This window comes from Achromobacter sp. GD03932 (assembly GCF_029839485.1).
Classification (GTDB): domain Bacteria; phylum Pseudomonadota; class Gammaproteobacteria; order Burkholderiales; family Burkholderiaceae_B; genus Achromobacter; species Achromobacter bronchisepticus_A.
Window position 1 is genome coordinate 70,718 of record NZ_JAOCAT010000015.1, and the last position, 22,989, is coordinate 93,706.

General features: G+C 64.8%; 20 protein-coding genes. 14 read left to right on the forward strand and 6 right to left on the reverse strand.

What is annotated here, in order from left to right:
* Positions 1–421 precede the first annotated feature (421 nt).
* From N5C88_RS15640 to N5C88_RS15670, 7 genes are all read left to right on the forward strand, one after another.
* Complete coding sequence (locus tag N5C88_RS15640) at positions 422–2,275, forward strand: ATP-binding protein (protein ID WP_280015716.1); 1,854 nt, start codon at positions 422–424, stop codon at positions 2,273–2,275.
* Positions 2,276–2,298: 23 nt separating this feature from the next.
* Positions 2,299–3,978 carry an ATP-binding protein gene (locus N5C88_RS15645; protein ID WP_280015717.1) on the forward strand — a complete coding sequence of 560 codons (1,680 nt, stop codon included), beginning with the start codon at positions 2,299–2,301 and terminating at the stop codon, positions 3,976–3,978.
* A 13-nt stretch (positions 3,979–3,991) separates the two neighbouring features.
* The gene (locus N5C88_RS15650; RefSeq protein ID WP_118931636.1) at positions 3,992–4,621 is read left to right on the forward strand and encodes a response regulator transcription factor; all 630 of its coding nucleotides are present in this window, start codon (positions 3,992–3,994) and stop codon (positions 4,619–4,621) included.
* A 48-nt stretch (positions 4,622–4,669) separates the two neighbouring features.
* Complete coding sequence (locus tag N5C88_RS15655; RefSeq protein ID WP_118931637.1) at positions 4,670–5,044, forward strand: Hpt domain-containing protein; 375 nt, start codon at positions 4,670–4,672, stop codon at positions 5,042–5,044.
* Between the two features lie 80 nt (positions 5,045–5,124).
* Positions 5,125–5,910, forward strand: coding sequence for an EAL domain-containing protein (locus tag N5C88_RS15660; protein WP_059378119.1), 786 nt, complete (start codon positions 5,125–5,127; stop codon positions 5,908–5,910).
* A 106-nt stretch (positions 5,911–6,016) separates the two neighbouring features.
* Positions 6,017–6,709: a response regulator transcription factor gene (locus N5C88_RS15665; protein WP_059378118.1), complete on the forward strand. Its 693-nt coding sequence runs from the start codon at positions 6,017–6,019 to the stop codon at positions 6,707–6,709.
* The gene (locus tag N5C88_RS15670; protein ID WP_280015718.1) at positions 6,706–8,568 is read left to right on the forward strand and encodes a 7TM diverse intracellular signaling domain-containing protein; all 1,863 of its coding nucleotides are present in this window, start codon (positions 6,706–6,708) and stop codon (positions 8,566–8,568) included. Before N5C88_RS15665 ends, N5C88_RS15670 begins: the two co-directional genes overlap by 4 nt.
* Positions 8,569–8,575: 7 nt before the next feature.
* On the opposite strand, the gene N5C88_RS15675 is transcribed toward N5C88_RS15670, so the two are convergent.
* On the reverse strand, positions 8,576–8,965 hold the full coding sequence (locus tag N5C88_RS15675; RefSeq protein WP_280015720.1) for a hypothetical protein: 390 nt from the start codon (positions 8,963–8,965) through the stop codon (positions 8,576–8,578).
* 196 nt (positions 8,966–9,161) lie between these two features.
* Between N5C88_RS15675 and N5C88_RS15680 the strand changes: the two genes are divergently transcribed.
* The 3 genes from N5C88_RS15680 to N5C88_RS15690 all read left to right on the forward strand — a co-directional run bounded on the left by N5C88_RS15680 (position 9,162) and on the right by N5C88_RS15690 (position 12,723).
* The gene (locus tag N5C88_RS15680; protein WP_059378114.1) at positions 9,162–9,644 is read left to right on the forward strand and encodes a hypothetical protein; all 483 of its coding nucleotides are present in this window, start codon (positions 9,162–9,164) and stop codon (positions 9,642–9,644) included.
* A gap of 128 nt (positions 9,645–9,772) precedes the next feature.
* On the forward strand, positions 9,773–10,141 hold the full coding sequence (locus tag N5C88_RS15685; protein ID WP_223283298.1) for a hypothetical protein: 369 nt from the start codon (positions 9,773–9,775) through the stop codon (positions 10,139–10,141).
* A gap of 326 nt (positions 10,142–10,467) precedes the next feature.
* Positions 10,468–12,723 carry a TonB-dependent siderophore receptor gene (locus tag N5C88_RS15690; RefSeq protein WP_059378111.1) on the forward strand — a complete coding sequence of 752 codons (2,256 nt, stop codon included), beginning with the start codon at positions 10,468–10,470 and terminating at the stop codon, positions 12,721–12,723.
* Positions 12,724–12,774: 51 nt separating this feature from the next.
* Here the strand turns inward: N5C88_RS15690 and N5C88_RS15695 are convergent, their stop codons facing one another.
* The 5 genes from N5C88_RS15695 to N5C88_RS15715 are packed head-to-tail and all read right to left on the reverse strand — an operon-like array spanning position 12,775 to position 16,826.
* Complete coding sequence (locus N5C88_RS15695; RefSeq protein ID WP_280015721.1) at positions 12,775–13,806, reverse strand: tripartite tricarboxylate transporter substrate binding protein; 1,032 nt, start codon at positions 13,804–13,806, stop codon at positions 12,775–12,777.
* Between the two features lie 59 nt (positions 13,807–13,865).
* Positions 13,866–14,639: an SDR family NAD(P)-dependent oxidoreductase gene (locus N5C88_RS15700; RefSeq protein ID WP_280015722.1), complete on the reverse strand. Its 774-nt coding sequence runs from the start codon at positions 14,637–14,639 to the stop codon at positions 13,866–13,868.
* Positions 14,636–15,175: an SDR family oxidoreductase gene (locus tag N5C88_RS15705; RefSeq protein WP_280015723.1), complete on the reverse strand. Its 540-nt coding sequence runs from the start codon at positions 15,173–15,175 to the stop codon at positions 14,636–14,638. The genes N5C88_RS15700 and N5C88_RS15705 overlap by 4 nt, the downstream gene beginning before the upstream one ends.
* A gap of 10 nt (positions 15,176–15,185) precedes the next feature.
* Positions 15,186–16,082: an isocitrate lyase/PEP mutase family protein gene (locus N5C88_RS15710; protein ID WP_059378107.1), complete on the reverse strand. Its 897-nt coding sequence runs from the start codon at positions 16,080–16,082 to the stop codon at positions 15,186–15,188.
* A gap of 21 nt (positions 16,083–16,103) precedes the next feature.
* Positions 16,104–16,826, reverse strand: a complete 723-nt coding sequence (locus N5C88_RS15715) for a GntR family transcriptional regulator (protein ID WP_059378105.1) — start codon at positions 16,824–16,826, stop codon at positions 16,104–16,106.
* 298 nt (positions 16,827–17,124) lie between these two features.
* Between N5C88_RS15715 and acnA the strand changes: the two genes are divergently transcribed.
* The 4 genes from acnA to N5C88_RS15735 are packed head-to-tail and all read left to right on the forward strand — an operon-like array spanning position 17,125 to position 22,975.
* Positions 17,125–19,824 carry an aconitate hydratase AcnA gene (gene acnA, locus N5C88_RS15720; protein WP_280015724.1) on the forward strand — a complete coding sequence of 900 codons (2,700 nt, stop codon included), beginning with the start codon at positions 17,125–17,127 and terminating at the stop codon, positions 19,822–19,824.
* Positions 19,825–19,854: 30 nt separating this feature from the next.
* Positions 19,855–21,216, forward strand: a complete 1,362-nt coding sequence (locus N5C88_RS15725; RefSeq protein WP_059378100.1) for an amidohydrolase family protein — start codon at positions 19,855–19,857, stop codon at positions 21,214–21,216.
* A gap of 33 nt (positions 21,217–21,249) precedes the next feature.
* The gene (locus N5C88_RS15730; RefSeq protein WP_280015725.1) at positions 21,250–21,975 is read left to right on the forward strand and encodes an isochorismatase family protein; all 726 of its coding nucleotides are present in this window, start codon (positions 21,250–21,252) and stop codon (positions 21,973–21,975) included.
* Positions 21,976–21,982: 7 nt separating this feature from the next.
* Positions 21,983–22,975: a GTP-binding protein gene (locus N5C88_RS15735; protein WP_280015726.1), complete on the forward strand. Its 993-nt coding sequence runs from the start codon at positions 21,983–21,985 to the stop codon at positions 22,973–22,975.
* Positions 22,976–22,989: the final 14 nt, after the last annotated feature.

The following is a 22,989-nucleotide window of genomic DNA, read 5'->3' on the forward strand; positions in this document are numbered from 1 at the left end:
GAATTAACTTCCGTGCGATCCGGCTATTATCGAAATTCAATTCGAATATCGATGAAAGGGCGCAGTCAAATAATCCATTTTTCTGCTCCTCCGAATCCCGCTGCCTGCATTTCGTCGGTGACTGAAAATTAATGGAATCAGGATTCTGATAGTGTAGGAATCCTCCCTTCTTGTTGTATGAAATTTCATATGAAAAAGATGATTGGCGATTCTTGCCAATAATTGCCAATATTGTCCGAATAAGGCGTCTTGATTGGTATTTTTTGGGCTCTTCTGGATCGTGATTTGAAAGCAACGTTTCAACGGTTTTACTGACGCGCGGACGTGTGCAATAGGATGACGGCAGGCCTTCTGCGATAAAATCGCCGGTGCGCAGCGCATACCAAATCCAGCCACAGGCACGACCACCGACACTCTCCAGATGAAGCCGGAAGTTCTTGCGAGCGCCATGCAGCGCAGCGGCGTCGTCCGCGCCCGGTCGGCGGTTGGGGCGGCCGCCATTCTTGTCTCCCTATGCGCACTGGGCGCACCGACTGCTGCCGCGTTCTGGCAGCGGTTCGCATTGGCCGAGCCCCTGTCCTGGGCGCTAAACGGCGTATTGCTTCTTGCCCTTCTGTGGGTCGGGCTGATACTGAAACGCACCACGGCACAAGACCGCGATCCGCAGCGGCGCTTGCGGCAAGCCGTGCATCTGATCGCTGCGGCCCCCGTGGATATGTCCGTCCGCGAAAAGTCGCTGCGCATGGTCGGATCCAGCGCGGGTATGCAGCGCTTCGCAGACATTGTCGTCAGGAATGGGTGGTCGAGACCCGAGTACATCGATCTGGGGTTCTTGTCCGGCGAGGAGAAAGACCAGATTCCGTTGCCGCGCAACACGGCCGAGGTCGTGCAGGTGTATCGCGCCGCAGTGGCCACGGGGGAAACTTGTGCGTTCGATTTTTACAATGTGCTGGAGGCTGTCGGCATCAGGGCGCCATACCAAGGGCTGGCCGCGCCTATACGCGGGTTGGATGGCCACGTCATTGGCGTGCTATGCGTGGGCAGCTACTTCCTGGGTCATAGCCAGTCGCTGGACGACTCGGCAGGCGCACACCGCAGGGCAGAGCGCATCAACAACATGAAGACCCGATTCCTGGCTGCGGTCAGCCGAGATGTGCGCAATCCCTTGAACGCCATGGCGGGCCTGTTGGAAATGGCGTCCTTTGACGCCGCGATGCCGCGGCAGTCGAAAGAAATGTTGGCGACCGTGCGTTTGTCCACCCAGTCTCTGCTCCAGTTGATTCCGTCCATCGTCGATACGCGGAGGATGGAGACTGGCGATCTGGCGAGCGCGCGTGTATCCAATTCGGTGCCCAGGGTCTTGGCCGACGTGGCTTCGTTGTTCGCGCCTAGCGCCTACGAGAAGGGCATAAGCCTGACGGTTGAAGTGGCTCCCGGGGTTGCCGCCAGCCACATGATGGACGTTCAGGGGCTGAATCAGTTGCTCAACAACTTTCTTTCCAACGCCATCCGGTACACGGAACGGGGTGGCGTCCGGATACATCTGGACGGCGCTCCGGTGGAGGATGGCCGGCAATGGCTCACGCTGTCGGTGATCGATACCGGCAGCGGCATAGACCCTTACATACAGCAGAAGCTGTCGGCGTCCCGCTACGAAGCGGGGTTGAGCGCCTCGCCCGATGGCGCCGGACTGGGCTTGCACTATTGCCGGCAGATAGTGGATCGTGTTGGAGGAACCATCCGCATCTCCAGCGTCGTGGGCGAGGGTACGCACGTCTATGTCCGCGTGCCGCTGATGCTTGGATCCGGCGAGCAGCCCGACCCGCCGCAAGAGATCATGCTCGGAATGACGCAGCGGCCCGCCACCGGGCTGCGGATGCTTGTGGTTGAAAGCGAGGCCGGCAACCGCCTGCTGTTGAAAAGCCAGTTGGAATTCCTCGGCCATGCCGTGCAGATGGCGATTGATGGCGCGCAGGGCTTGGCGTTGATCAGGGGAAGCGGGTTCGATCTGGTCGTCTGCGCTGGTGAGATGCCGGACATGGACGGAGCCGAGTTCACGCGGACGTTGCGCGCAGGCGCGGGCGAAAACGCGGCCATTCCCGTACTGGGATACACGGCCGGTGCGCGTCCAGAGGATCGCGAGACGGGCCTGCGGGCCGGCATGAACGAGGTGTTGGTCAAGCCCGCCGGTCTGCGGGCGTTGGCTGACGCCATTGATTCCTGTCTGCCGGCGGCGCTCGGCGCAAGCGCACTGGCGCGGGACGGAGCGGCATAGTGGTTCATCGCGAGCCTGGCGCCATGCTCACGCTTTCCGTGTTCCTGAACATGGCGTTGGTCGCGGCGCTGGTGGTCATGCTGGTCTGGATCGCGCTGCGCATTCTCGGCGCCAGGTCGCCGCGCCGCGAGCTGGCCGAGCTTGCGAGCTTGGCGGATACGCTGCCCGCCGGGATATTCATCCGGGATCTCGACCTGAATCTGGTGACGCGCAACGACGCGCTCAAGGAGTACGCAGCTATCTGTCGCCGCGAGGGTTGGAACCGCCCTCTGCATGTTCCGCAGGACTCCTTGTCCGCGCCGGCCTCCGGCAGCGACCTGCCGGCCAATCTGAACGAAATAATCCGCGACTATCGCCAAGTGCTGGCGAGCGGCGAAACCTTGGTCCGCGAACATCCGTTCCAGCATGATTCCACTTGCGGGGTGGCCGCGTGGGCGGCGCCGTTGCGAGGGGAGGACGGCACCCTCATCGGCTTGATTGGGGGTAGCGCGCGTTTTCGCGGTTTTCCCGACATGTTGCGTGACGTGTCCGAAACCCGGCTGAACATGGAAAGAGCCAATTTGATGAAGTCGACGTATCTAGCGTTCATCAGCCATGAGCTCCGTACCCCTCTGAACGCGATCATCGGCATGCTTGAACTGATCCTGTCGCGTGATGGACTTTCTGGCGCGGTGCGCGAGCGGCTTGCCATGTCGCGCCAGTCGGCCCAATCGCTGCTGTCGCTGATCGGTGGCCTGATCGACATATCCAAGCTGGAAACCGGTCACTTGCAGCTGCGGCGGCAGAATGTCGACCTGCGCGCGCTGGCGGCGGACACGCTGGCTCCGTTTCGGGCCGCAGCGCAGGCAAAGGGCCTGCAGCTAACACTGGACATCGGCAGCGACCTTGCCGAGCGTCATTTTTCGGATCCGATCCGCTTGAAGCAATTGCTGGATAACTTGTTATCCAATTCGGTCCGCTTTACGGATCATGGCCGCATCGATGTCTCGCTGAGCGCCACGCGCGCGACGGAGGAGGTGCAGTGGATTACGCTGTGCGTCGCGGACACCGGCCCCGGGATTGCCGAGGAGGTGCAGGCCAGACTGGCAGTGCCGCACTTTGAACCCATGGTTCGGGAACAAGGCGCAGGCATCGGACTGGGACTGTCCATATGCAGCGAATTGACGCGTCTGATGGGCGGTTCCATGGAAATATCCAGCACGGCCGGGCAGGGCGCCAGGGTAACGGTGCGCTTGCCCTTGGCGCTGCCGCCTTCGGAAAGCGCCACTGTGGCGGCGGCTACTGCGCCAACTGCGGCCGATGCCGGCGGCTTGCGCTTGCTCGTCATCGACGACCATGAAGCCAACCGGTTGCTGCTCAAGCATCAATTGCGGATGTTGAAGCATTCCGCGCAATTCGCGCAGAATGGCGCGGCCGGTCTGGCATTGGCGGAACGGCTGGAGTTTGATCTGATCATCTGCGACTGCGTCATGCCCGTCATGGACGGCACCGCTTTCACTGCCGCCTTGAGAGCCGGCGGCGGCATGAATGCGGCCACGCCGGTGCTGGGCTATACCGCCAGCGAACTTGAGCTCGATCTGGCTTCGGGCGCGCGTGCCAGCATGAACGCCGTGCTGATCAAGCCGGTGGATCTGCAGACGCTGCAGTCCTTCATCCTCGCGCATGCCAAGCGGCCGCCGGGCGGCACACCTAAGATACATTGAAGGGAGGGGCAGCATGTCGACAGTCTTGATTGTGGATGATCATCCAGCGTTTCGTCTGGTGCTCAGGACGCAAATCGCCCTATTGCCCAGCGCCAGCCGGATACTGGAAGCGGACAACGGGGTCGATACGCTGGCGCTGGCCCGCAGCGAACGCCCGGATCTGATCGTGCTTGATCTGGATATGCCCAAAATGGGCGGCCTGGAAGCCATTTCCAGAATCCTCGCCGTCAATCCGGACTTGCGGATATTGGTGGTGTCGGCGCATGATCCTTCGGTCTTCGCCTTGCGCGTGGCCGAGCTCGGCGCCTGTGGTTACGCCAGCAAGCGCCTGGAGATCAAGGAACTGGTCCGCTGCATCGAGTCCGTGCTGGCGGGCTACCGCGTGTTTCCGAACGCGGCCAAGACGGCCAACCAGGCGGATGTGGCAGACGCGTATCAGAAGAAACTCGAGCTGCTTTCCAACAAGGAAATGGTCGTCACGCAGATGCTGGCCCAAGGATTGAGCAACAAGGAAATCGGTGACGCGCTATTCATCAGCAATAAAACGGTCAGCACGCACAAGACCAGGATAATGACCAAATTGCAGATCGGTTCCTTGGTTGAATTGGTCGATTTCGCCAGAAAATCGAAAATATCGATGTGAAAACCTTATAGGACTTATTTCCGAGTGAACAACCCAGCGGCTTCGGCCATGCATCCCGACCAGGAAAGCTCACAGGATCAGGCGGTGGCTGCGCTGCGCGATGAACTGCTTTCCAAGGTCGGTAACGACCGGAGCATCGCGGCGGAGCTGGCGCATAGCCTGCACGTCAACCACAGGAAGGACGTCGATGCCTTGCAGCTGGCGATCGGACAGGAGCAGTGGTTAGACGTCAAACGATATGCGCATCGAATTCTGAATACCGCGCAATTGCTGGGCTGCAGCGCCCTGGTTGAACTTTGTCTGCGCGTTGAGACCATGCTAGTCAGGGAGCCTGGGCAGGCGCGTGAGGAGCTTTTGGCGGACTACGTCCCGGTCGTCAAGAATCTGAGCGCGGTTCTGGAGCGCGTGAGCCGCACATTCTGAATCCTCCTACATTTTTCGTTCCCGAAGCGCCTTAGAGTGGCTGTATGTGAATTTCCTCCCCTGTCCACCAGGAATGATGTATGAAACGCGCTGCAGCGCAATGCCAGCAACTTGGCGACCACGAAGTCATGTTGATGGCATGGCGAGGCAACGGCTTGAGCGTCGCCCTACAGCCGCAATTCAACCTGCTGAATGGCGAAATGGTCGCCGCGGAATGTCTGGCTCGTTGGAAACACCCGACCATGGGCGATATCAGCCCGGCTGATTTCGTGCCCGCCGTCCATCGACTGGGCCTGGATCTGTTTTTCTTCGAGCAGATCTGCCGGCTGGCGGTGGACGCGGCGCAGGCGCTGCAGGAGCAGGGAATCGACGTGCCGCTGGCGATCAACGCGTCGGCCTCAACCTTGGTCAGCCATGATGCGGTCGACGTCCTGACGGGCTATGCCGCCGCGGCAAACATCCCAATGACGCGCTTCCGGATCGAGCTGACCGAAGACCAGCCCATCACCCGCCTCGAACTGCTGCGCAAGTCCTTGAAGAAATTCGCGAAGGCCGGCTGCCAGGTCAGCATGGACGATTTCGGAACCGGCTATGCTTCCTTGCAGCTATTGAACGCCCTGCCCATCGCCGAGCTGAAGATCGACGGACGCTTCGTGCGCCGCATCCGCCGCGACCGGAAAGCGCGGGAAATCACGCGGCTGTCGGTGTTGCTGGGGGAACGGCTCGGCCTGCGCGTGATCGCCGAAGGCATCGAAAGCGCGCCGGACATCGCTTTGCTCCAGTCCATGGGGTGCAGCCACGGGCAGGGCTATGTGCTGTCGCCGCCCGTCGTATTGTCCGAGTTCATCGAAAGCCGGAAGCGGTAGCCACGCCTGGCGCGAAATTCCTGTGAAAATACCAACTTCCAGGGATATCCGGTTTCGCGCGGCTGAGACATAGTTCAGGCTGGGCAATTCCGCCCTCCCTCATCCGATGACCGCCCACATGCTTGCTTCCGAGTCGACCCTGCCTGCCCCGGTGCTGCTGGTGGAGGACGAACCCCTGATCTGCCGCCGGCTGGAAGGCCTGCTGCTGCAGCTTGGCTACGCGCAGGAGGCGCTGGTGTTTGCCGCCACGCTGGCGCAGGCGCGCGAGCAGCTCGCCAGCCAGCCGTTTGCGCTGGCGCTGGTCGACCTGGGCCTGCCCGACGGCAATGGCATCGATCTGATCGCCGAGATGCACGCGGAGGATTCCAGCCTGGCGATCCTGGTGATTTCAGCATGGAGCACGGAAGACGCAATTCTTGCCGCGCTGCGCGCGGGCGCCACGGGCTATGTGCTCAAGGAGCGCGACGACCTGGAGGTGTCCCTGTCCATCCGCAGCGTGCTGCGGGGCGGGGCGCCGATCGATCCTTTCGTGGCCAGGCGCATCATCGAAGAACTGCGCCCCAGACGGGCCGAACGTGCCGACGAGGCTGCGGACGAATCCGTCGAAACCCTGAGTCCGCGCGAAAGCCAGATCCTGCGGCTGGTCTCCGAGGGACTGGGAAACCGCGAGATCGCCGAGGAGCTGCATCTGTCGCGCTACACCGTCGAATGCCACGTCAAGCACATCTACCGCAAGCTCGCGGTCTCCTCGCGGACGCGGGCCATACACGCGGCGCGCACGCGCGGCTTGCTCGATTGAAGTGGCTGGCCGTCCTGTGGTTGGCGCTATGGCTGGCGCCGGCGTGGGCCCAGCAGCCTGCTGACGCCTGTACGGCGCAGGTACTGTCGGTGCAGGTCGCCAAGGGCGGCGACGATGGCCGGCGTCCGGAGTCGCCGCAATGGCAGGCGGTGGAGCTGCCCGACGATTGGAGCGCCCGTTGGCCGGGATATAGCGGCACCGCCTGGTACCGGATCGGTTGGACGCGCCGTTGCGCCGGCGCGGCGCCCGGCCAGGTGGCCCTGGCGCTGGAATCCGTCGTCATGGCGGGCGAGGCCTATATCAACGACGAACGGATCTGGAGCGATCCGCACCTGACAGAACCGCTGTCGCGCAGCTGGAACATGCCGCGTTACTGGGTGATTCCCGATGCCTTGCTGCATCCGGGCGAGAACACCTTGTGGATCCGCGTGGTCGGCGTGGCGGGGCAGACGCCCGGCCTGGGGCCGGTGCATCTGGGCGGGCAGTGGACGGTGTTGCAGCAGTACGAAGACCTGTGGTGGCGCAACCGCACGCTGTTCACGCTCAACCTGATCGTCTCGGCCGTCCTGGGCGGCTTGTGCTTCTTCATCTGGCTCATGCGGCGCGAACAGCGCGCCTTTGGCTGGTACGCGCTGATGGCCTTGTTCTGGGTGCTGTTCATCGCCAACGTGCTTGTGACCAGTCCCTGGCCGTTCTCCGACAGCCTGACGGCGGCCCGGGCCAACATCATGGTGTTGGTGCTGTACGTTGCCTGCTTCTGCATCTTTACGTGGCGCTTTGGCGGGCAGTCCGTGCCGCGCATCGAGAAGGCGCTGTGGCTGCTGGCGGCCGTGCTGCTGGCGGCGATGGCCTTCGTGCCGCAGCGGCATCTGGCGGAGGTGCAATTGGGCGTGGTGCTGATCGTGTCCGCGATCTTCTTCGCCAATTGCCTGCAATTCCCGGTGCACGCGTGGCGTACCCGCCGACCCGAGCACGCCATGCTGGCGGCTTGCCTGCTGGTTTTCGTTGCAGCCTGCGCCCACGATCTGCTGCGGGTGCTGAGGCTCATCGACAGCGATACAACCTATACGCCTTTCACCAGCGTGGTGGTCATGCTATGCATGTCCGCGGTGCTGGGGCTGCGCCATGCGCGCAGCGTGCGCCGCATCGAGCGCTTCAACCAGGAGCTGGCCAGCGGCATCGAGCAGGCGCGCACCGAACTCGCCACCACGTTGGAACGCGAACATGCGTTGGCGCTGACAAACGCCCGGCTTCAGGACCGGCTGCAGATCGCGCACGATCTGCACGATGGGCTGGGCGGCTCCTTGGTCCGCATGATGGCCGTGGTGGAGCAGGCCAGCGCACCGCTGCACAGCCAGCAGTTTCTTTCCATGCTCAAGCTGTTGCGCGATGACCTGCGGCAGACCATAGACAGCGGTTCCAGCGCGGGCGTCACGGTGCCGGCCACGCCGCGGGAATGGATAGCGCCGTTGCGCCACCGCTTCATGCAGCTGTTCGACGAGCTGGACATCAGCGCCACCTGGCGGGTGCCGGAACTATGGCGCACGCCGCCCAGCGCCCTGCAATGCATGGCGTTGACGCGGCTGGTTGAGGAATCGCTGGTGAATGTGCTCAAGCACAGCCGCGCCCGGCGCGTGGAGCTGGAGCTGCGGCAGTCCGAATCCGACCACCTCGAACTGCGCATCGAGGATGACGGCGTCGGCTTTGACGTGGCCGCGGTGCTGCGCGCGGGCATCAGCGTGGGCATGCGCAGCATGCATACCCGCATCGCCAGGGTAGGGGGCGCGCTGGAGGTTGCGTCGCAGCCGGGACGGACCGCGCTGACCGCCACGCTGGGGCTGCGCGCGCCTCAGGCTTGATGGCTGGTCACTTCGCGGTGTTTTCGTCGTCCACCGTCAGGCCACCGCTTTTCATGATGCTTTGGGCGATTTCCTCCGCGGACTTGCCGGCAAAGCCATGTTCCCCCGCTGTGATGCGGAAGCTGTCGCCCTCAAGGGGGCTTTGCAGCGTGGCGGACGACAGCAATACGCCGCCTGAGCGCAGCTGGATGCGCTTGCCCACGCGGTCGCGGGTGAAGTCGGCCAGGGCCTGGCGGCTTTCGGGTTTCAGCTCGATGTCCACTGTCCTGGCGGAGGTTTGCGGGTCGGCGCCGGCGGTGGCCCGCGCCACCTGCAGCACGACCGTTTCCGCGTAGGCCGCGCAGGGCAGCAGCAGCGCAAGCGCGGCCGCGCGGGCGAGTTGTCTCATTGATGGCATGGCAAGCTCCTTCTGATGGACATCCTGGCCTGGCCCCATTTGAGGGCTCGGGCGGGTTCCTACATCCTAGCGCATGTATCGCGGGCTGATCTCTGGCGCAAATCTGACCAGCGCGAGCACGCAATGGGCGCTATGCTTCGCGGCGCAAGGTTCAGCGCGGCATCCGCCGTGCGATCCATACGAAGAGAGTCGAAACATGTCGAACATCACTGCCGGCGCGACGCCGCTTGCCGCGCTCTACCAACATGTGGTTCAGGAAGAGTTGGGCCTGGTCGCCCGGGTCGACGAAGAGGGCGACGTCCTGTTCCGCCATCCCGAACTGGGCACCCTGTATTTCAGCCTGACCGCCGATGATCCGGAGTTTCTGCGCCTGGTCTATCCGTCTTTTGTGGATGCGGCCGACATAGGCCTGGGCCGCGCCGAGCTGCTGGAGATCATCAATACGGTCAACAATCGCTGCAAGGCGGTGAAGCTGTACATCACGCAGGGTAGCGGAGACCCGGTGACGAACCGCGTTTCGGCTGCGATCGAGAGCTTTGTGGCGGCACCCGACGCGCTGCCCTCGGAGGCCTTGCTGCGCGGCATCGTCGCGCGTTGCCTGTCGGCGATCCGCCATAGCGCCGCCGAGACGCTGCGGGAAGCCGGCGTGCTGAAGCCGGCGGACGAAAGCGCGCACTGATGCTGCGTAATGATCCCGGATCAAGACCGGGTCCCACGAAGGAGAGTCTCATGGCGGTGCGAGGAATTTGGTTTGCGGCCTGCTTGTCGTTGAGCGGCGTTGTCCATGCGGGATCTGCACCCGCCGAATTGAACTGCGTATCCGAAAGCGGCAAGGTCAAACTGGAAGGCGCGATCCCATCACCATCGTCCGAGGAAATGAAGCTGAAGCTGAGCTACGCGGACGGCAGCCTGACGTTCGACTCGGATGCGACCCAGGGTTTCGTGGTGGCGGACTTTCCGCAGTCCGTATTCACGCTGGTGATCGCGGCCCAGGGCCAGCCGCTCACGCTGTACGCCATGCCGTCCAGCCTGACGGTGAAGCGGGAAAGCAATGGCGACGCCGCCGGCAAGTTTCAGGCCAAGCTGATGGCGCCGCGGCCGCGCAGCGTGTCGGGCGTGCAGGCCGATACGCCGCTGAAGGCCACCCTCAACTGCGAGTACCGGTACTCGCTGTAAGGTTGGGCGACGCGTGGCTGGGAGTCTGTCCAGCCCCTTTCCCCAGAGGATTCGATCTCTGGAGAAAGGGGCTTTTTTCATGCGCAAAGCCTGAGGATGAGCGTCAATGCGCGCGTGCTGTGAACAGATTGATGCGCACGGATTGTTGCTATCGCGCCGCATTATGGTCTTTTGATCCTGCCAAATTCCACAAAATTGACAATTTTCTGAATAAATCCTGACTATTTGTTGAATGTAAAAATAAGAATGAATATCATTGGCACTCTTAAAAAACCAAGACCGCGCTGATAGCGCAGCCGCCGCGGGGCGGTTTCTGACAGAGTCCAATGAACAAAGCAGATACATCGACGGCCCATGCCAAGGCCGGTGGGAACACTTCGACCTCCATCTATGCCGCGGTGTGCGGCGCGCTGATGTCGCCGGGCCTGGCCCTGGCGCAGGGCAGCGTGGCGCCAGGCGCCGTGCACGAACTGTCGCCGGTGCACGTGCAGGGGCAAGCGGTCAGCGATGGCTACGAAGCCAACATCGCCTCGTCGCCCAAGATGACGGCGCCCCTGCTGGACACGCCGCGTTCGGTCACCGTGATCACCGAACAGCTGATGCGCGACCGCGCCGCGACTTCGCTCATGGATGTGTTGCGCACCGCCCCGGGCATTACCTTCGGCGCCGGCGAGGGCGGCACGCCCACCGGCGACCGGCCCTTCGTGCGCGGCTACGAAGCGAGTACCGACATGATGGTCGACGGCATGCGCGACCTGGGCCGTTTCTCGCACGAGACCTTCAACCTGGAGTCGGTCGAGATCCTGAAGGGGCCAAGTTCCGCATACTCCGGCCGCGGTTCGACCGGCGGCAGCATCAACTTGGTCAGCAAGAGCCCCAAGCTGGAGAACTTCGCGGAAGGCACCGTCGGCGTGGGCACCGACGACAACTGGCGCCTGACCGGCGACGGTAACTGGGCGCTGGGCGAAAGCTCGGCATTCCGCCTGAATTTCATGAAGCAGGGCGGCGACATCCCGGGCCGCGACCACGTCGAGACCGACCGCTGGGGCGTGGCGCCCTCGTTCTCGTGGGGGCTGGGCACGCCGACGCAAGTCACGCTCAGCTACTACCATCTGCAGAACGACGACACGCCCGACCTGGGCATTCCGTTCAAGAACGAGTCGCGCCCGGACCGCGTCACGCCGCCCAAGGTGGATCGCAACAACTACTACGGCCTGATCGGCCGCGACTACCGCAAGAACCAGGCCGACATGACCACCCTGATGGTCGAGCACAAGTTCAGCGACAAGCTGAAACTGCGCAACGGCACGCGCTATAGCGAGTCCACCAACGAATACGTGATGACGCGCCCGTCCTTCGACAATTGCGCGGCGCGCGTGGGCGGCAGGCCCAACCCCGCCTATGGCGTGGCGCCGTGCTCGAACGAGGCGGACGGCGTGAAGATGAGCAAGGCGCTGCGCAGCCTGAACCAGACCAACCGCTCCTTCATCAACCAGACCGACATGTTCGGCGAATTCACCGCCGGCGGCCTGCGGCACAGCTATGTGGCCGGCCTGGAGTTCAGCACCGAGACGATCAGCAAGCGCGACGGCGTGCCCTCGGGCGGCTTCGACAAGACCCTGCAGGACGACCTGTACAACCCCAATCCCCGCCAGCCGTATACCGGCAGCCTGCGCTGGGGGCCGCGCTACGACGCCGCCAAGACCATTACGCGCGCGGCCTACGTGTTCGACACGGTCAAGTTCAGCGAGCAATGGGAAGCCAACGCCGGCCTGCGCTATGACAACTACCGCGTGACCAGCGGCAACGTCGAGCGCACCGACAACATGTGGAACTACCAGCTGGGTCTGGTCTACAAGCCCGCGCCCAACGGCAGCATCTACGTGTCCTACGGCACCTCGTCCAACCCGTCCGGTGAAACGGCGGGCCAGTCCGGCGGCGCGGACGGCGCGGCAGGCGGCCGCCTGACCGCGGGCACCGCGGCGCTGGCGCCTGAAAAGAGCCGCAGCATCGAGCTGGGCACCAAGTGGGACGTGTTCGATGAGCGCCTGTCGCTGACGGCGGCGGTGTTCGAAACCCGCAAGACCGATGCCCGCAGCTCCGATCCCATCACGGGCGATGTGACGCTGTCCGGCAGCAACCGCGTGCGCGGCATCGAGCTGGGCGTGGCGGGATCCATCACGCCCAAGTGGCAGGTCTGGGGCGGCTACAGCTACATGGACCCCAAGGTCACCAGCTACCAGAGCGGCGGCACCGACTACAGCGGCAATCAGATGAAGTTCATTGCCCGCCAGAGCGCCAGCCTGTGGACCACCTACAAGTTCCTGCCGGAGCTGACGGTGGGCGCGGGCGCCACCTACACGGGCAAGCGCTATGTGGACGATGCCAACGTCTATCAGCTGCCGTCCTACTGGCGCTACGACGCGATGGCGGCCTATCAGTTCAACAAGAACTTCGGCCTGCAGCTGAACCTGAACAACCTGACCGACGAGACCATCTACGAGGCTTCGCACGTGGGCCTGTTCAGCTACGTGGCGCCCGGCCGTTCGGCGATGCTGACCGCCACGTTCCGCTACAACTGATGCGCATCACGCCAGCGCCGCAGCCGCGGCGCTGGCGTCGTGCATGCCGCCTTAGTCGATGCGCGCGCCGGAGATCTTGACGGCCTCGGCCCACTTCGCGATTTCCTGCCGCACAAAAGCCTGGAACTGTTCGGGCGTGGAAGGCGTGAATTCACTGCCGGAAGCGGCGAGCTTCTCCTTGGTCTTGGGATCGGCCATGACTTCGCGCATGTCCGCCGAGATCTTCTCCACCAGCGGCTTGGGCGTACCCTTGGGGGCGAAGAAGCCCGACCAGGGCGGAGCGGCGTAGCCGGGGAAGCCTTGTTCGGCCACCGTGGGATAGTCGGGCGCGCTGGCGAAGCGCCCCGCCGTGGTCAGCGCCACGATCTTCAGCTTGCCGCTCTTGGCATAGGCCTGCACCGCGGGCAGGCCGGTGATGCCTACCTGGATCTGGCCGCCCAGCAGGTCGGTCACCATCGGCGCGCTGCCGCGGTACGGAATGTGGGAAATCTCGAACTTGCCCTGGTTCTTGATCAGCTCCATGCCCAGGTGCGATGCCGTGCCGTTGCCGTCCGAGCCGTACGAATAGTGCGCATCGGGCTTTTTCAACAGCGCGATGAGTTCCTGGAGATTGTTGGCCGGCACATCGTTGTTGACGATGATGGCATTGGGATACAGCGTGGCTTGCGTGATGGCCTCGAAATCCTTGACCGGGTCATAGCGCATGTTCTTGTAGAGCGACGTATTGATGCCGTGCGAACCCGTCACGCCCAGCACCAGGGTGTAGCCGTCGGGCGCGGCGCGCGCCACGTATTCCGAACCGACGTTGCCGCCTGCGCCGGGCTTGTTTTCCACCACCACGGGTTGTCCCCACTTCTTGGACAGGCCTTCGGCCACCAGACGAGCGGTGATGTCGGTGGCGCCGCCGGCCGGGAAGGGTACGACGATGGTGACCGCGCGGTTGGGAAAGTTGTCCGTGCCCTGCGCAAAGACGGGGGCGGCGGCCAGCCCGAAGGCACCGGCAAGCAGCGCCAGCATGCTGCGGCGCAGGGCCGGACGCGCCGGGCGTCCGTGCGTTGCGGAGGTGGTGGTGATGTGCTTCATGGTTCTACCCCTTGCTGTGTGATGTAAGTCTTGTGTGAAGTCGATGGTGGCGGCCGGAGCTATAGCGCGGTGTAGCCGCCGTCCGCGCGTATGTCCGTGCCCGTGATGAACGAGGCGGCGTCGCTGATCAGGAAAACTGCGGTCTGTGCGATCTCCTCGGCCGTGCCGAGGCGTCCGGCTGGGTACTTGGCCGCCAAGGCGGCGCCGGCGGCCTGTGCGCTGCCATAGCGCGCGACCAGCCTGCTGGTCAGGACCGCGCCCGGCGACAGGCTCAAGGCGCGGATGCCATCGGCCGCGTGATCCACGGCGATGGCGCGCGCCAGCGCGATCAGACCGGCCTTGCTGGCGCCATACGCGCCACGGCCCGGCGCGGCCACGCTGCCCAGCTGCGAGGCGATGTTCAACACGACGCCGCCGCCCGCCTGCGCCATGTGGGGGATGGCGCATCTGCTCATCAGCCACGCGCCCGTTAGGTTCACGTCCAGCGCCTGGCGCCATTGTTCAAGCGTCAGGTCCGCGATCTTGTTGCCCGGCGTGACGGTGGCGGCGTTGTTCACCAGGGCGTGGATCGCGCCCCAATGCGTGGCCGTTTTTTCGACGGCTTCGCGCGTCGCTTGCGCATCCGTCACGTCGCAGGCGATCGCCAGCGTCTGGGTGTCAGGTGCAGCGAGGGTCTGGCGGGTTTGCGCGAGCAGTTCCGCGTCGCGGTCCAGCAAGGCCACGCGGGCGCCGGCAAGCAGGCATTGCGCCGCGATCGCCTGGCCCAATCCACCGGCCGCGCCCGTCAGGATCACGACCTTGCCATGCAGCGTGGGTGCGTTCGCCTGCGTCATAGCGGCATCGCTCCCAGCGAGGCGCCGCCGCAGACGTAGAGCGTCTGTCCGGTGATGGCGCCTGCCTGCGCGCCCAGGAAGAAGGCAATGGCCGCGGCGACTTCGCCCGCGTCGATCAGGCGGCCCAGCGGCAACTCCACCTGCGGCGGAGCGCCGCGCTTGGGATCGCGCAGCATGGGCGTGTCGACCGCGCCGGGCGCGACGACGTTGACGGTGATGCCGCGCACGATGAGTTCGGCGGCCAGGCTGCGCGCCAGGCCGATCTGGGCGGATTTGGTCGCGGCATAGGCCAGGCGCTGCGCGCGGCCCAGCACGGCGCAGCCGTCCAGCAGCGCGCATAGACCGCGCAAGGCGGCGGCGTCGGTCAGATCGCACACCAGATGGCGATACTGTCCATGGCCTTTGATTGCCGCCGGCGCGATGTCCACGCCCGTCACCTGCCAGCCGGACGCGAGCAGCAGTTCAGCCAGCGCCAGGCCGATGCCCGACGACGCGCCCGTCAGGACGCAATGCGCCTGCGCATTCCGCTCAGTCATGGCGATGCGCTCAGTCGGCCAGCGTCGTCAGGCGTTTTTCCATGGCGCGCATCTGCTCGTAGCCCATCAATTGCATGATGTCTTCGATGCCAACCAGCAAGTCGGGACGGTCGGCCGGCTCGCCGCTGGCGATCACGCCCTGCATCACCTGCAGCGCCTGGCGCATGCCGTAAATGGCGGCGGCCGGCAGCATGCGCGGCAGGCTGATGCGCTTGACGCCGATTTCCTTCAGGCGCGGCAGGGGAATCAGCGGCGTGGTGGGACGGTTGCGGATGCCGAATCCCATGTTGATGCTGACCGGAATGCCGGCGGCGTCCACCAGGCGCTTGATGTCGTCCTCGGTGCGCACGGCGTCTGGGAACAGCATGTCGGCGCCGGCCTGAGCGTAGGCGCGGGCGCGCTTGACCGCGCCTTCGATGCCCTCGATCGCGAGCGAGTCGGTGCGGGCGATGATGACGAAGTCATCGTCGCGCCGCGCCAGGCAGGCGGCTTCGATCTTCTTGACCATTTCCGCTTCGCTCACCACGTCCTTGCCGGGCATGTGGCCGCAGCGCTTGGGGCTGACCTGGTCTTCGAGGTTGATGCCGGCGACGCCGGCTTCCTCGAACATCTGCACCGTGTGGTAGACGTTCACCGGGTTGCCGTAGCCGGTGTCGGCGTCAGCCGTGAGGGGAATGGAAACGGAGCGTGCCAGATGACGGCAGTGGGTGACGTTTTCCGACAGGCCCATCACGCCGATGTCGGCGATGCCCAGCAGTGCGTTGGACACTGCCGCACCGCTGGTGCAGGCGGTCTTGAAACCCGCGGCCTCGACCAGGCGGATGCTGTATCCATCGTACACGCCGGGGGAGACGATGAAGGGTTCGTTCTTCAGCAATTGCCGGAACTGGTGGCGCGGGTTGTGCATGTCGTACTGCTCCAAAGAGTGTCAGGCAGCGGAGACGGGGTGCCCGGCGATGCCGGACGCCCCTTCCGCCAGATGTTCAAAAAGGTGTTGCGCCGCGCGTTCGATGTGCGAGCGCATGAGCGATTCCGCCAATTCGGCGTCGCGTGCGCGGATCGCGCGCAGGATCTGCCAGTGTTCGGCATAGGCGTCGTCCTTGCGCTCCAGCACGGTGCCGGAGTGCCGGCGGTAGACGCGCAGCAGGTGATAGAGGTCGCCGCAAAGGGCGTTGATGATGCGGTTGTTGCCGCTGGCCCGCACGATGCGCTCATGGAAGTCGAAGACCCGCGGCGCGGGGGCGCCGCCATTGGCCGCTGCCAGGCGCCGCTGGCGGTCCTGTTCCAGCTCGGCCAGCAGCTGCGCGATTTCTTCGTCGCTCATGCGGCGGGTGGCCAGATTGCAGGCCACGCCTTCCAGTGCCATGCGCATCTGGAACAGTTCCAGCGCGGATTCCGCCGACAGCGTCACCACTCGCGCCTTGATGTAGGGCTCGCGCGTGATCAGCTGGATCCCTTGCAGGCGGCGCACGGCCTCACGCACCGGACCGCGGCTGACGCCGAATTCCTGCGCCAGCGCGACTTCATTGATGACGCTGCCCGGGGCCAGCCGGCCCTGGTAGATCGCGTCCAGCACCTGGTCGAAAACGACGTCGGCCAGCGGGCCGGAGGCGTCGTCCTTGATGGCGATGGAGGTCGTGGCGATGTTCATAGTGTTGACAGCCTATCAAAGGAATTTAAAAAGTGTCAACTCTTTTGGAGTTGGCTTGAGTGTGAAATCGATGCCAGATCGGCGGCATCGCCATGGATGTTTTGGCTATTTTACCGATGTTGTAAGGGGTTATCCCTAGGCCTTCGATGAGGCCCCATCTATTTACACTTCACTTGCGTAAGGCAAAAACTGTTTTTGATGGGTCTCTATCTGATTTTGAATAATGCAATAGTGTTGACACTATTCTTTCGTAAGCCGTAAGATGGCCTCAGTTGAGATTTTCCCGATTACCGCTGCCATGATCCAGTCTTTCTCCTGTTGCGGCAGGACGCTGCGCTACGCGGACCTGTCCGCCGCGGCCCAAGCCGCGGGGCGTGACATTCACGCATATCCCTATGTCATCCGCGTGCTGCTTGAGAACCTGCTGCGTCATCGCGCCTGGGGCGCCGCCGTGTCCGACGAAGAGATCGGCAGGCTCTGGGATTGGCGCGAGCATGCCGGCGCCGACCTGCCGCTGCACGTGGCGCGTGTGATCCTGCCGGATTCCAGCGGCCTGCCGGTGCTGCAGGACCTGGCGGCGTTGCGCGACGCGGTGGCCCAGGCGGGCGGGGACGCGGCGCGGGTGGACACCCGGATTCCCGTGGACCTGATCGTGGACCATTCCCTGCAGGTCGACCATTGGGGCGATGAGGGCGCGGTGCAGCGCAACCTGCGCCGCGAGTTCGAGCGCAACGACGAGCGCTACCGCTTCCTGAAATGGGCGCAACAGGCCTACAAGGGACTGCGGGTCATCACGCCGGGCATCGGCATCATCCATCAGGTCAACCTGGAGTACCTGGCGCCGGTGGTCGCGCGCCAGTCACGGCCGGATGGCGACTGGGCCTATCCCGATTTCGTCATCGGCGGCGACTCGCACACGCCGATGGTCAACGCCCTGGGCGTGTTGGGCTGGGGCGTAGGCGGCATCGACGCCGAGGCGGCCCTGCTGGGGCATGCCTATACGTTTCCGATCCCGGAGGTCGTGGGGGTGCGGTTGCGCGGCGCCATCGAGGCGCCCGCGCTCACCACCGACGCCGCCCTGCTGATCACGCAGCAGCTGCGCGCGGCGGGCGTGGTGGGCTGCATGGTCGAATTCTTCGGCCCAGCGGCACAGGCGCTCGGCGTGCCGGAACGCGCCACCATCGCCAACATGGCGCCCGAGTACGGCGCCACTTGCGGCTTTTTCCCGATAGACGCCCGCACGCTGGACTATGCCCGCATGACCGGGCGCAGCGACGAGCAGCTGGCGCTGATCGAGGCCTATGCCCGCGCCAACAGCCTGTGGCGCGATGCCGGCGAGGTCGTACCCGTCTATAGCCGGGTGATAGAGATCGACCTGTCGGCCGCGCGTCCCAGCGTGGCGGGTCCGCGACGGCCGCAAGACCGCATGGACGTGGGCGAGGTCGCGGCGGACTTCCGCCACCGCCTGGGCCAGCCCCTGGCCGAGGGCGGATTCGGCGTGGACGCCGACGCGTTGGTCGCGTATCCGCCCAGCCGCGCTTCCCTGGGCCATGGCTCGGTGGCGCTGGCGGCCATCACCTCCTGCACCAATACGTCCAATCCAGGCGTGATGCTGGCCGCCGGCCTGGTCGCAAAAAAAGCGCTGGCGCTGGGCCTGACGCCGCCCGCCTGGGTGAAGCGTTCGCTGGCGCCGGGTTCGCGCGCGGTGACGCGCTACCTGGAATCCGCCGGCCTGCTGCAAGCCTTGCAGGCGCAAGGTTTCCACGTGATCGGCTACGGCTGCACCACTTGCGGCGGCAAGTCCGGTCCTTTGGAGACGACGGCGGCCGATGCCATCACCGAGGGCGGCCTGGTGGCGGCGGCCGTGCTGTCCGGCAACCGCAATTTCGAAGGCCGCATTCACAAGCTGCTGCGCGCCAACTACATTGGCTCTCCCGCCATGGTGGTGCTGTACGCGCTGGCCGGCAGGATAGACCTGGACTTCGAACGCGAACCGCTGGGGCCGGGCGCCGATGGCGCACCCATCTATCTGCGCGATGTCTGGCCCAGCCAGGAAGAGATCGCGGCCCTGCTGCCGCTGGCCGCGGATCCGGTCTTGTTCGCCGAGGTCTATGACCCGGCGAGCCTGGACAGCGCGATCTGGCGCGACCTGCCGGCACCCTCGGGGCTGCGCTTTCCCTGGGACCCGGAATCGCAATACCTGGTCGAGCCGCCATTCTTCAGGACCGAGCCCGGCCGCGATGCCCTGGCCGACCTGGAATCCAGCCTGACGCACGGCCGTGTGCTGGCCGCGTTCGGCGATTCGCTGACGACCGACCACATCTCGCCCAGCGGTGAGATCCCGACGGATACGCCGGCTGGCGCGTACCTGATCGGCAAGGGCGTGGCGCCGCGCGATTTCAATACCTATGTGGCGCGCCGCTGCAATCACCATGTGATGACCCGCGCCACCTTTGCCAACATCCGCATCAAGAATGCACTGGTACCGGACATGGAGGGCGGCGTGACCCGCCATTTCCCCAGCGGACAGCGCATGGCGGTGGTCGACGCGGCCGAGGCTTACCGCGCTGAGGGTGTGGCCAGCGTGATCCTGGGCGGCAAGGACTACGGCATGGGCAGCAGCCGCGACTGGGCCGCCAAGGGTTCGGCGCTGCTGGGCGTGCGCGCCGTGATCGCGGAATCGTTCGAACGTATCCACCGGGCGAATCTGGTGGGCATGGGGGTGTTGCCGCTGGCTTTCGCCCCGGGCGAGGGTTGGCGCCAGTTGGGCCTGACGGGGGCGGAAACCCTGCGTTTCGACAACGTGGCTAATGGTGTGCGCAAGGGCGAGCCCATCACCGTCGTCGCCGAAGACGGCGAGCGCCGCATCGTCTTCCAGGCCTATGCCCAGGTGCTCACTCGCGCCGAACGCAAACTCATGGCGGAGGGCGGCATCCCCGCCAGCGTCCTCAACGGATTCTTGAACGACACGCAGGCCGCGGACGCGGTCCATTGCTGAAAACACGCATCTATCGGGAAAAACCACATCATGCTGGATCTGCTACTTACCAACGCCAGACTGTACTTGCCTCAGCAGGGGCTGACCGAAGGCGTGCTCGGCGTCATCGACGGCCGGATTGCCATCATTGCCGAGCCGGGCGCGCAGTTCGAGTCCCGTGAGACCATAGATTGCCAGGGCTTGTGGGTACTGCCGGGACTGATCGATCCGCACGTGCATTTCGGCTTCGGCTCGCCAGAGACCGACTTCGAAACCGAGTCGCGCTTCGCCGCCCTGGGCGGCACCACCTCCGTGCTGTCGTTTCATCGCTCGGCGGATATCCGCGAATCCTTCGATAAGGTGCGCGATCGCGCCTTGTCGCAGAGCTGCGTGGATTTCGGCTTCCATTTCGGCATCACCAGCAATCTGCACGTGGAGACGCTGGAGGAAATCTCGCGCCGCTTCAACGTCAATTCCTACAAGCTCTACATGATGTACAAGGGCGCCGCAGGGCTGTCCAAGGGCTTTACCGATATCGACGACGGTCTGCTGTATTCAGCGCTGCGCGCCACCGCGGCGATCCCGGGCGCGATCATGGGCGTGCATTGTGAAAACGTAGAAGTGATTCCGGTCCTGCGGGACCCGCTGCGCGCCGCCGGCCGCGACGACCTGAAGGCCTGGAACGAACAGAGCCCGGACTTCCTGGAAGCGGAGAACGTGCACCGCGTCTGCTACTTCGCATCCAAGACCGGCGCCGCGGTCAACATCGTGCACCTGAGCAGCCGCGAGGCGCTGGACGAGGCGCGGCGCCACCGCCGCACGCCCGACGCGCCGCCGATCTACGTCGAGACCTGCCCGCACTACCTGTTCCTGAATGACGAATCGCCCGCCGGGACTTATGCCAAGGTCAATCCGCCGGTGCGCGGCCAGGCCGATGTGGACGCGATGTGGGAGGGCGTGCTGGACGGTTCCATCACCACCATCGGCACCGACCATGTGCCGCGCAAGCGCGCCACCAAGGACACCGACATCTGGGCGGCCAGCAACGGTTTTCCCGGTACCGGCCTGATGCTGCCGATTTTGCTGCACGAGGGCTATCACCGCCGTGGCGTGCCGCTGGAAACGCTGATGAAGGTCGGCACGGAGAACTCCGCCCGCATCTATCGCATGCCGGCCAAGGGCAGCATCGAGATCGGCAAGGATGCCGACCTGGTGCTGGTGGATCCGGACCTGGAGCGCACCGTCGATCCCGCTGCGCTCGAATCCAATTCCGATTACTCGCCCTACGAGGGCATGACCCTGAAGGGTTGGCCCGTGCGCACGTTGGTGCGCGGGCGCACCGTGGCGCTGGACGGCCGCATTACCGACGCCGCGCGCAGCAATCCGGGCGGCCGCTATCTCAAGCGTCTTTGAACTGAACCTACTCTTTTTCTGGCAGGCATTACCATGAGCGAAACCAAGCGAATCTGGGACGATTTTCTGACCGAGCGCGACAAGCAGGTGCTGGCGCAGGCCGGCTATGGCAAGCGCGGCGGCTTCGGCAAACGTCCGGCCCTGTTCATCATCGACGTGCAGTACAACTTCTGCGGTGACACGCCCGAGGACATCCTGGAAGGACTGAAGCAGTACCGCACCCATTGCGGCCGCGAGGCCTGGGACGCGGTGGCGCACATCGTGCCGCTGCTGGAGCTGGCGCGCGACAAGAACATTCCGGTCTTCTATACCGAAAGCGGCCGCCGCGCCGATCTGCTGGACAGCGGCGTGCAAGTGGGCAAGAACCATCGCGGCGGCGAGAAGACCGTGCTCGCCAATACCCACGCCACGCAGACCGTGGAGCCGCTGGCGCCGCGGCCGCAGGACATCCGCATCACCAAGCAGAAGCCGTCCTGCTTCTTCGGCACCATCTTCATGAGCCACCTGAACTTCCTGGACGTGGACACCCTCATCCTGGTGGGCTGCACGTCTTCGGGATGCCTGCGCGCCACCACGGTGGATGCCTACTCGTACAACTTCAAGGTCATCATTCCCGAAGAGGCTGCGTTCGACCGCTTCCAGGCCAGCCACGCGATGAGCCTGTTCGACCTGAACTGCAAGTACGCCGACGTGATTCCGTCGCGCGAAGTGCAGGACTATCTGCGCAACCTGCCCGCGCCCGCCGCGGAACAGGCCTGAGCTGCCCATGCCCACGACCGCCGGACCGTTGCCGGTCTACCTGCTGACGGGCTTCCTGGGCAGCGGCAAGACCACGCTGCTGTCGCGCCTGGTGCGCAGCCCGCGCTTTGCCGACACGGCGGTGGTCATCAACGAGTTTGGCGAGATCGGCCTGGACCACATGCTGGTGGGCCGCGCCGACGATACCGACGTGGTGCTGCTGGATTCCGGCTGCCTGTGCTGCGCGGCGACCAGTTCGCTGCAGGATACGCTGGAGTCGCTCTATTACCGGCGCCAGCGCGGCGAGATCCCCGCGTTTACGCGGGTGGTGGTGGAAACCTCGGGGCTGGCGGATCCCTGTCCGGTCATCAACACGCTGGCGGCGGATCCGCTCATTGCCCGCCACTACCGCTTCGGCGGCGTGGTGGCGACGGCGGACGCGCTGCATGGCCTGCCGACGCTGGACGCCTACCGCGAAGCCAGCACCCAGATCGCCATCGCCGACCGCATCGCGATGACCAAGACCGATCTGGCCGATGAGGCCGCCGTGGGCGCACTGCGCGTTGCGCTGCGCGGCTACAACGCCAGCGCGCCCATTCGCCCCGTGTCGCCGGACACCGTGGATGGGGACGCGCCCGCGCTGTTCGACGGACTGCGCGCCGAGCATCTGGATGTTGCGGCGCTGCACGCGGCGCCAACCGCGGGGCCGCTGGCGCACGTGTTGCGCTACGGCATCGTGTCCTACGCCTTTACCCAGAGCCGGCCGGTGGGTTGGGAGGACTATGCGCGCTGGACCCGGCACATGCAGCGCCAGGTCGGCGACCGGCTATTGCGTGCGAAGGGGCTCTTGCTCTGGACGGACGGGACCCTGCGGGCTGTCCACGGCGTGCGCCATGTCTTCTCGGTGCCCGAGCCTGTGGAAGGAGCGGATGGCGCGCAGCGGGCGGGCGCCATGGTCCTCATCGTGCAGGACATGTCGGCGGAAGACGTGGACGAGGCGATCCGGCCGCTGGGCTTGTGATGCCGCGCCGCTGG

Coding starts and splice junctions, on each gene's coding strand:
- N5C88_RS15640 (WP_280015716.1), top strand. CDS start 422: ATGAAGCCGGAAGTTCTTGCGAGCGCCATGCAGCGCAGCGGCGTCGTC.
- N5C88_RS15645 (WP_280015717.1), top strand. CDS start 2,299: ATGCTCACGCTTTCCGTGTTCCTGAACATGGCGTTGGTCGCGGCGCTG.
- N5C88_RS15650 (WP_118931636.1), top strand. CDS start 3,992: ATGTCGACAGTCTTGATTGTGGATGATCATCCAGCGTTTCGTCTGGTG.
- N5C88_RS15655 (WP_118931637.1), top strand. CDS start 4,670: ATGCATCCCGACCAGGAAAGCTCACAGGATCAGGCGGTGGCTGCGCTG.
- N5C88_RS15660 (WP_059378119.1), top strand. CDS start 5,125: ATGAAACGCGCTGCAGCGCAATGCCAGCAACTTGGCGACCACGAAGTC.
- N5C88_RS15665 (WP_059378118.1), top strand. CDS start 6,017: ATGACCGCCCACATGCTTGCTTCCGAGTCGACCCTGCCTGCCCCGGTG.
- N5C88_RS15675 (WP_280015720.1), bottom strand. CDS start 8,965: ATGCCATCAATGAGACAACTCGCCCGCGCGGCCGCGCTTGCGCTGCTG.
- N5C88_RS15680 (WP_059378114.1), top strand. CDS start 9,162: ATGTCGAACATCACTGCCGGCGCGACGCCGCTTGCCGCGCTCTACCAA.
- N5C88_RS15690 (WP_059378111.1), top strand. CDS start 10,468: ATGAACAAAGCAGATACATCGACGGCCCATGCCAAGGCCGGTGGGAAC.
- N5C88_RS15695 (WP_280015721.1), bottom strand. CDS start 13,806: ATGAAGCACATCACCACCACCTCCGCAACGCACGGACGCCCGGCGCGT.
- N5C88_RS15700 (WP_280015722.1), bottom strand. CDS start 14,639: ATGACGCAGGCGAACGCACCCACGCTGCATGGCAAGGTCGTGATCCTG.
- N5C88_RS15705 (WP_280015723.1), bottom strand. CDS start 15,175: ATGACTGAGCGGAATGCGCAGGCGCATTGCGTCCTGACGGGCGCGTCG.
- N5C88_RS15710 (WP_059378107.1), bottom strand. CDS start 16,082: ATGCACAACCCGCGCCACCAGTTCCGGCAATTGCTGAAGAACGAACCC.
- N5C88_RS15715 (WP_059378105.1), bottom strand. CDS start 16,826: ATGAACATCGCCACGACCTCCATCGCCATCAAGGACGACGCCTCCGGC.
- acnA (WP_280015724.1), top strand. CDS start 17,125: ATGATCCAGTCTTTCTCCTGTTGCGGCAGGACGCTGCGCTACGCGGAC.
- N5C88_RS15725 (WP_059378100.1), top strand. CDS start 19,855: ATGCTGGATCTGCTACTTACCAACGCCAGACTGTACTTGCCTCAGCAG.
- N5C88_RS15730 (WP_280015725.1), top strand. CDS start 21,250: ATGAGCGAAACCAAGCGAATCTGGGACGATTTTCTGACCGAGCGCGAC.
- N5C88_RS15735 (WP_280015726.1), top strand. CDS start 21,983: ATGCCCACGACCGCCGGACCGTTGCCGGTCTACCTGCTGACGGGCTTC.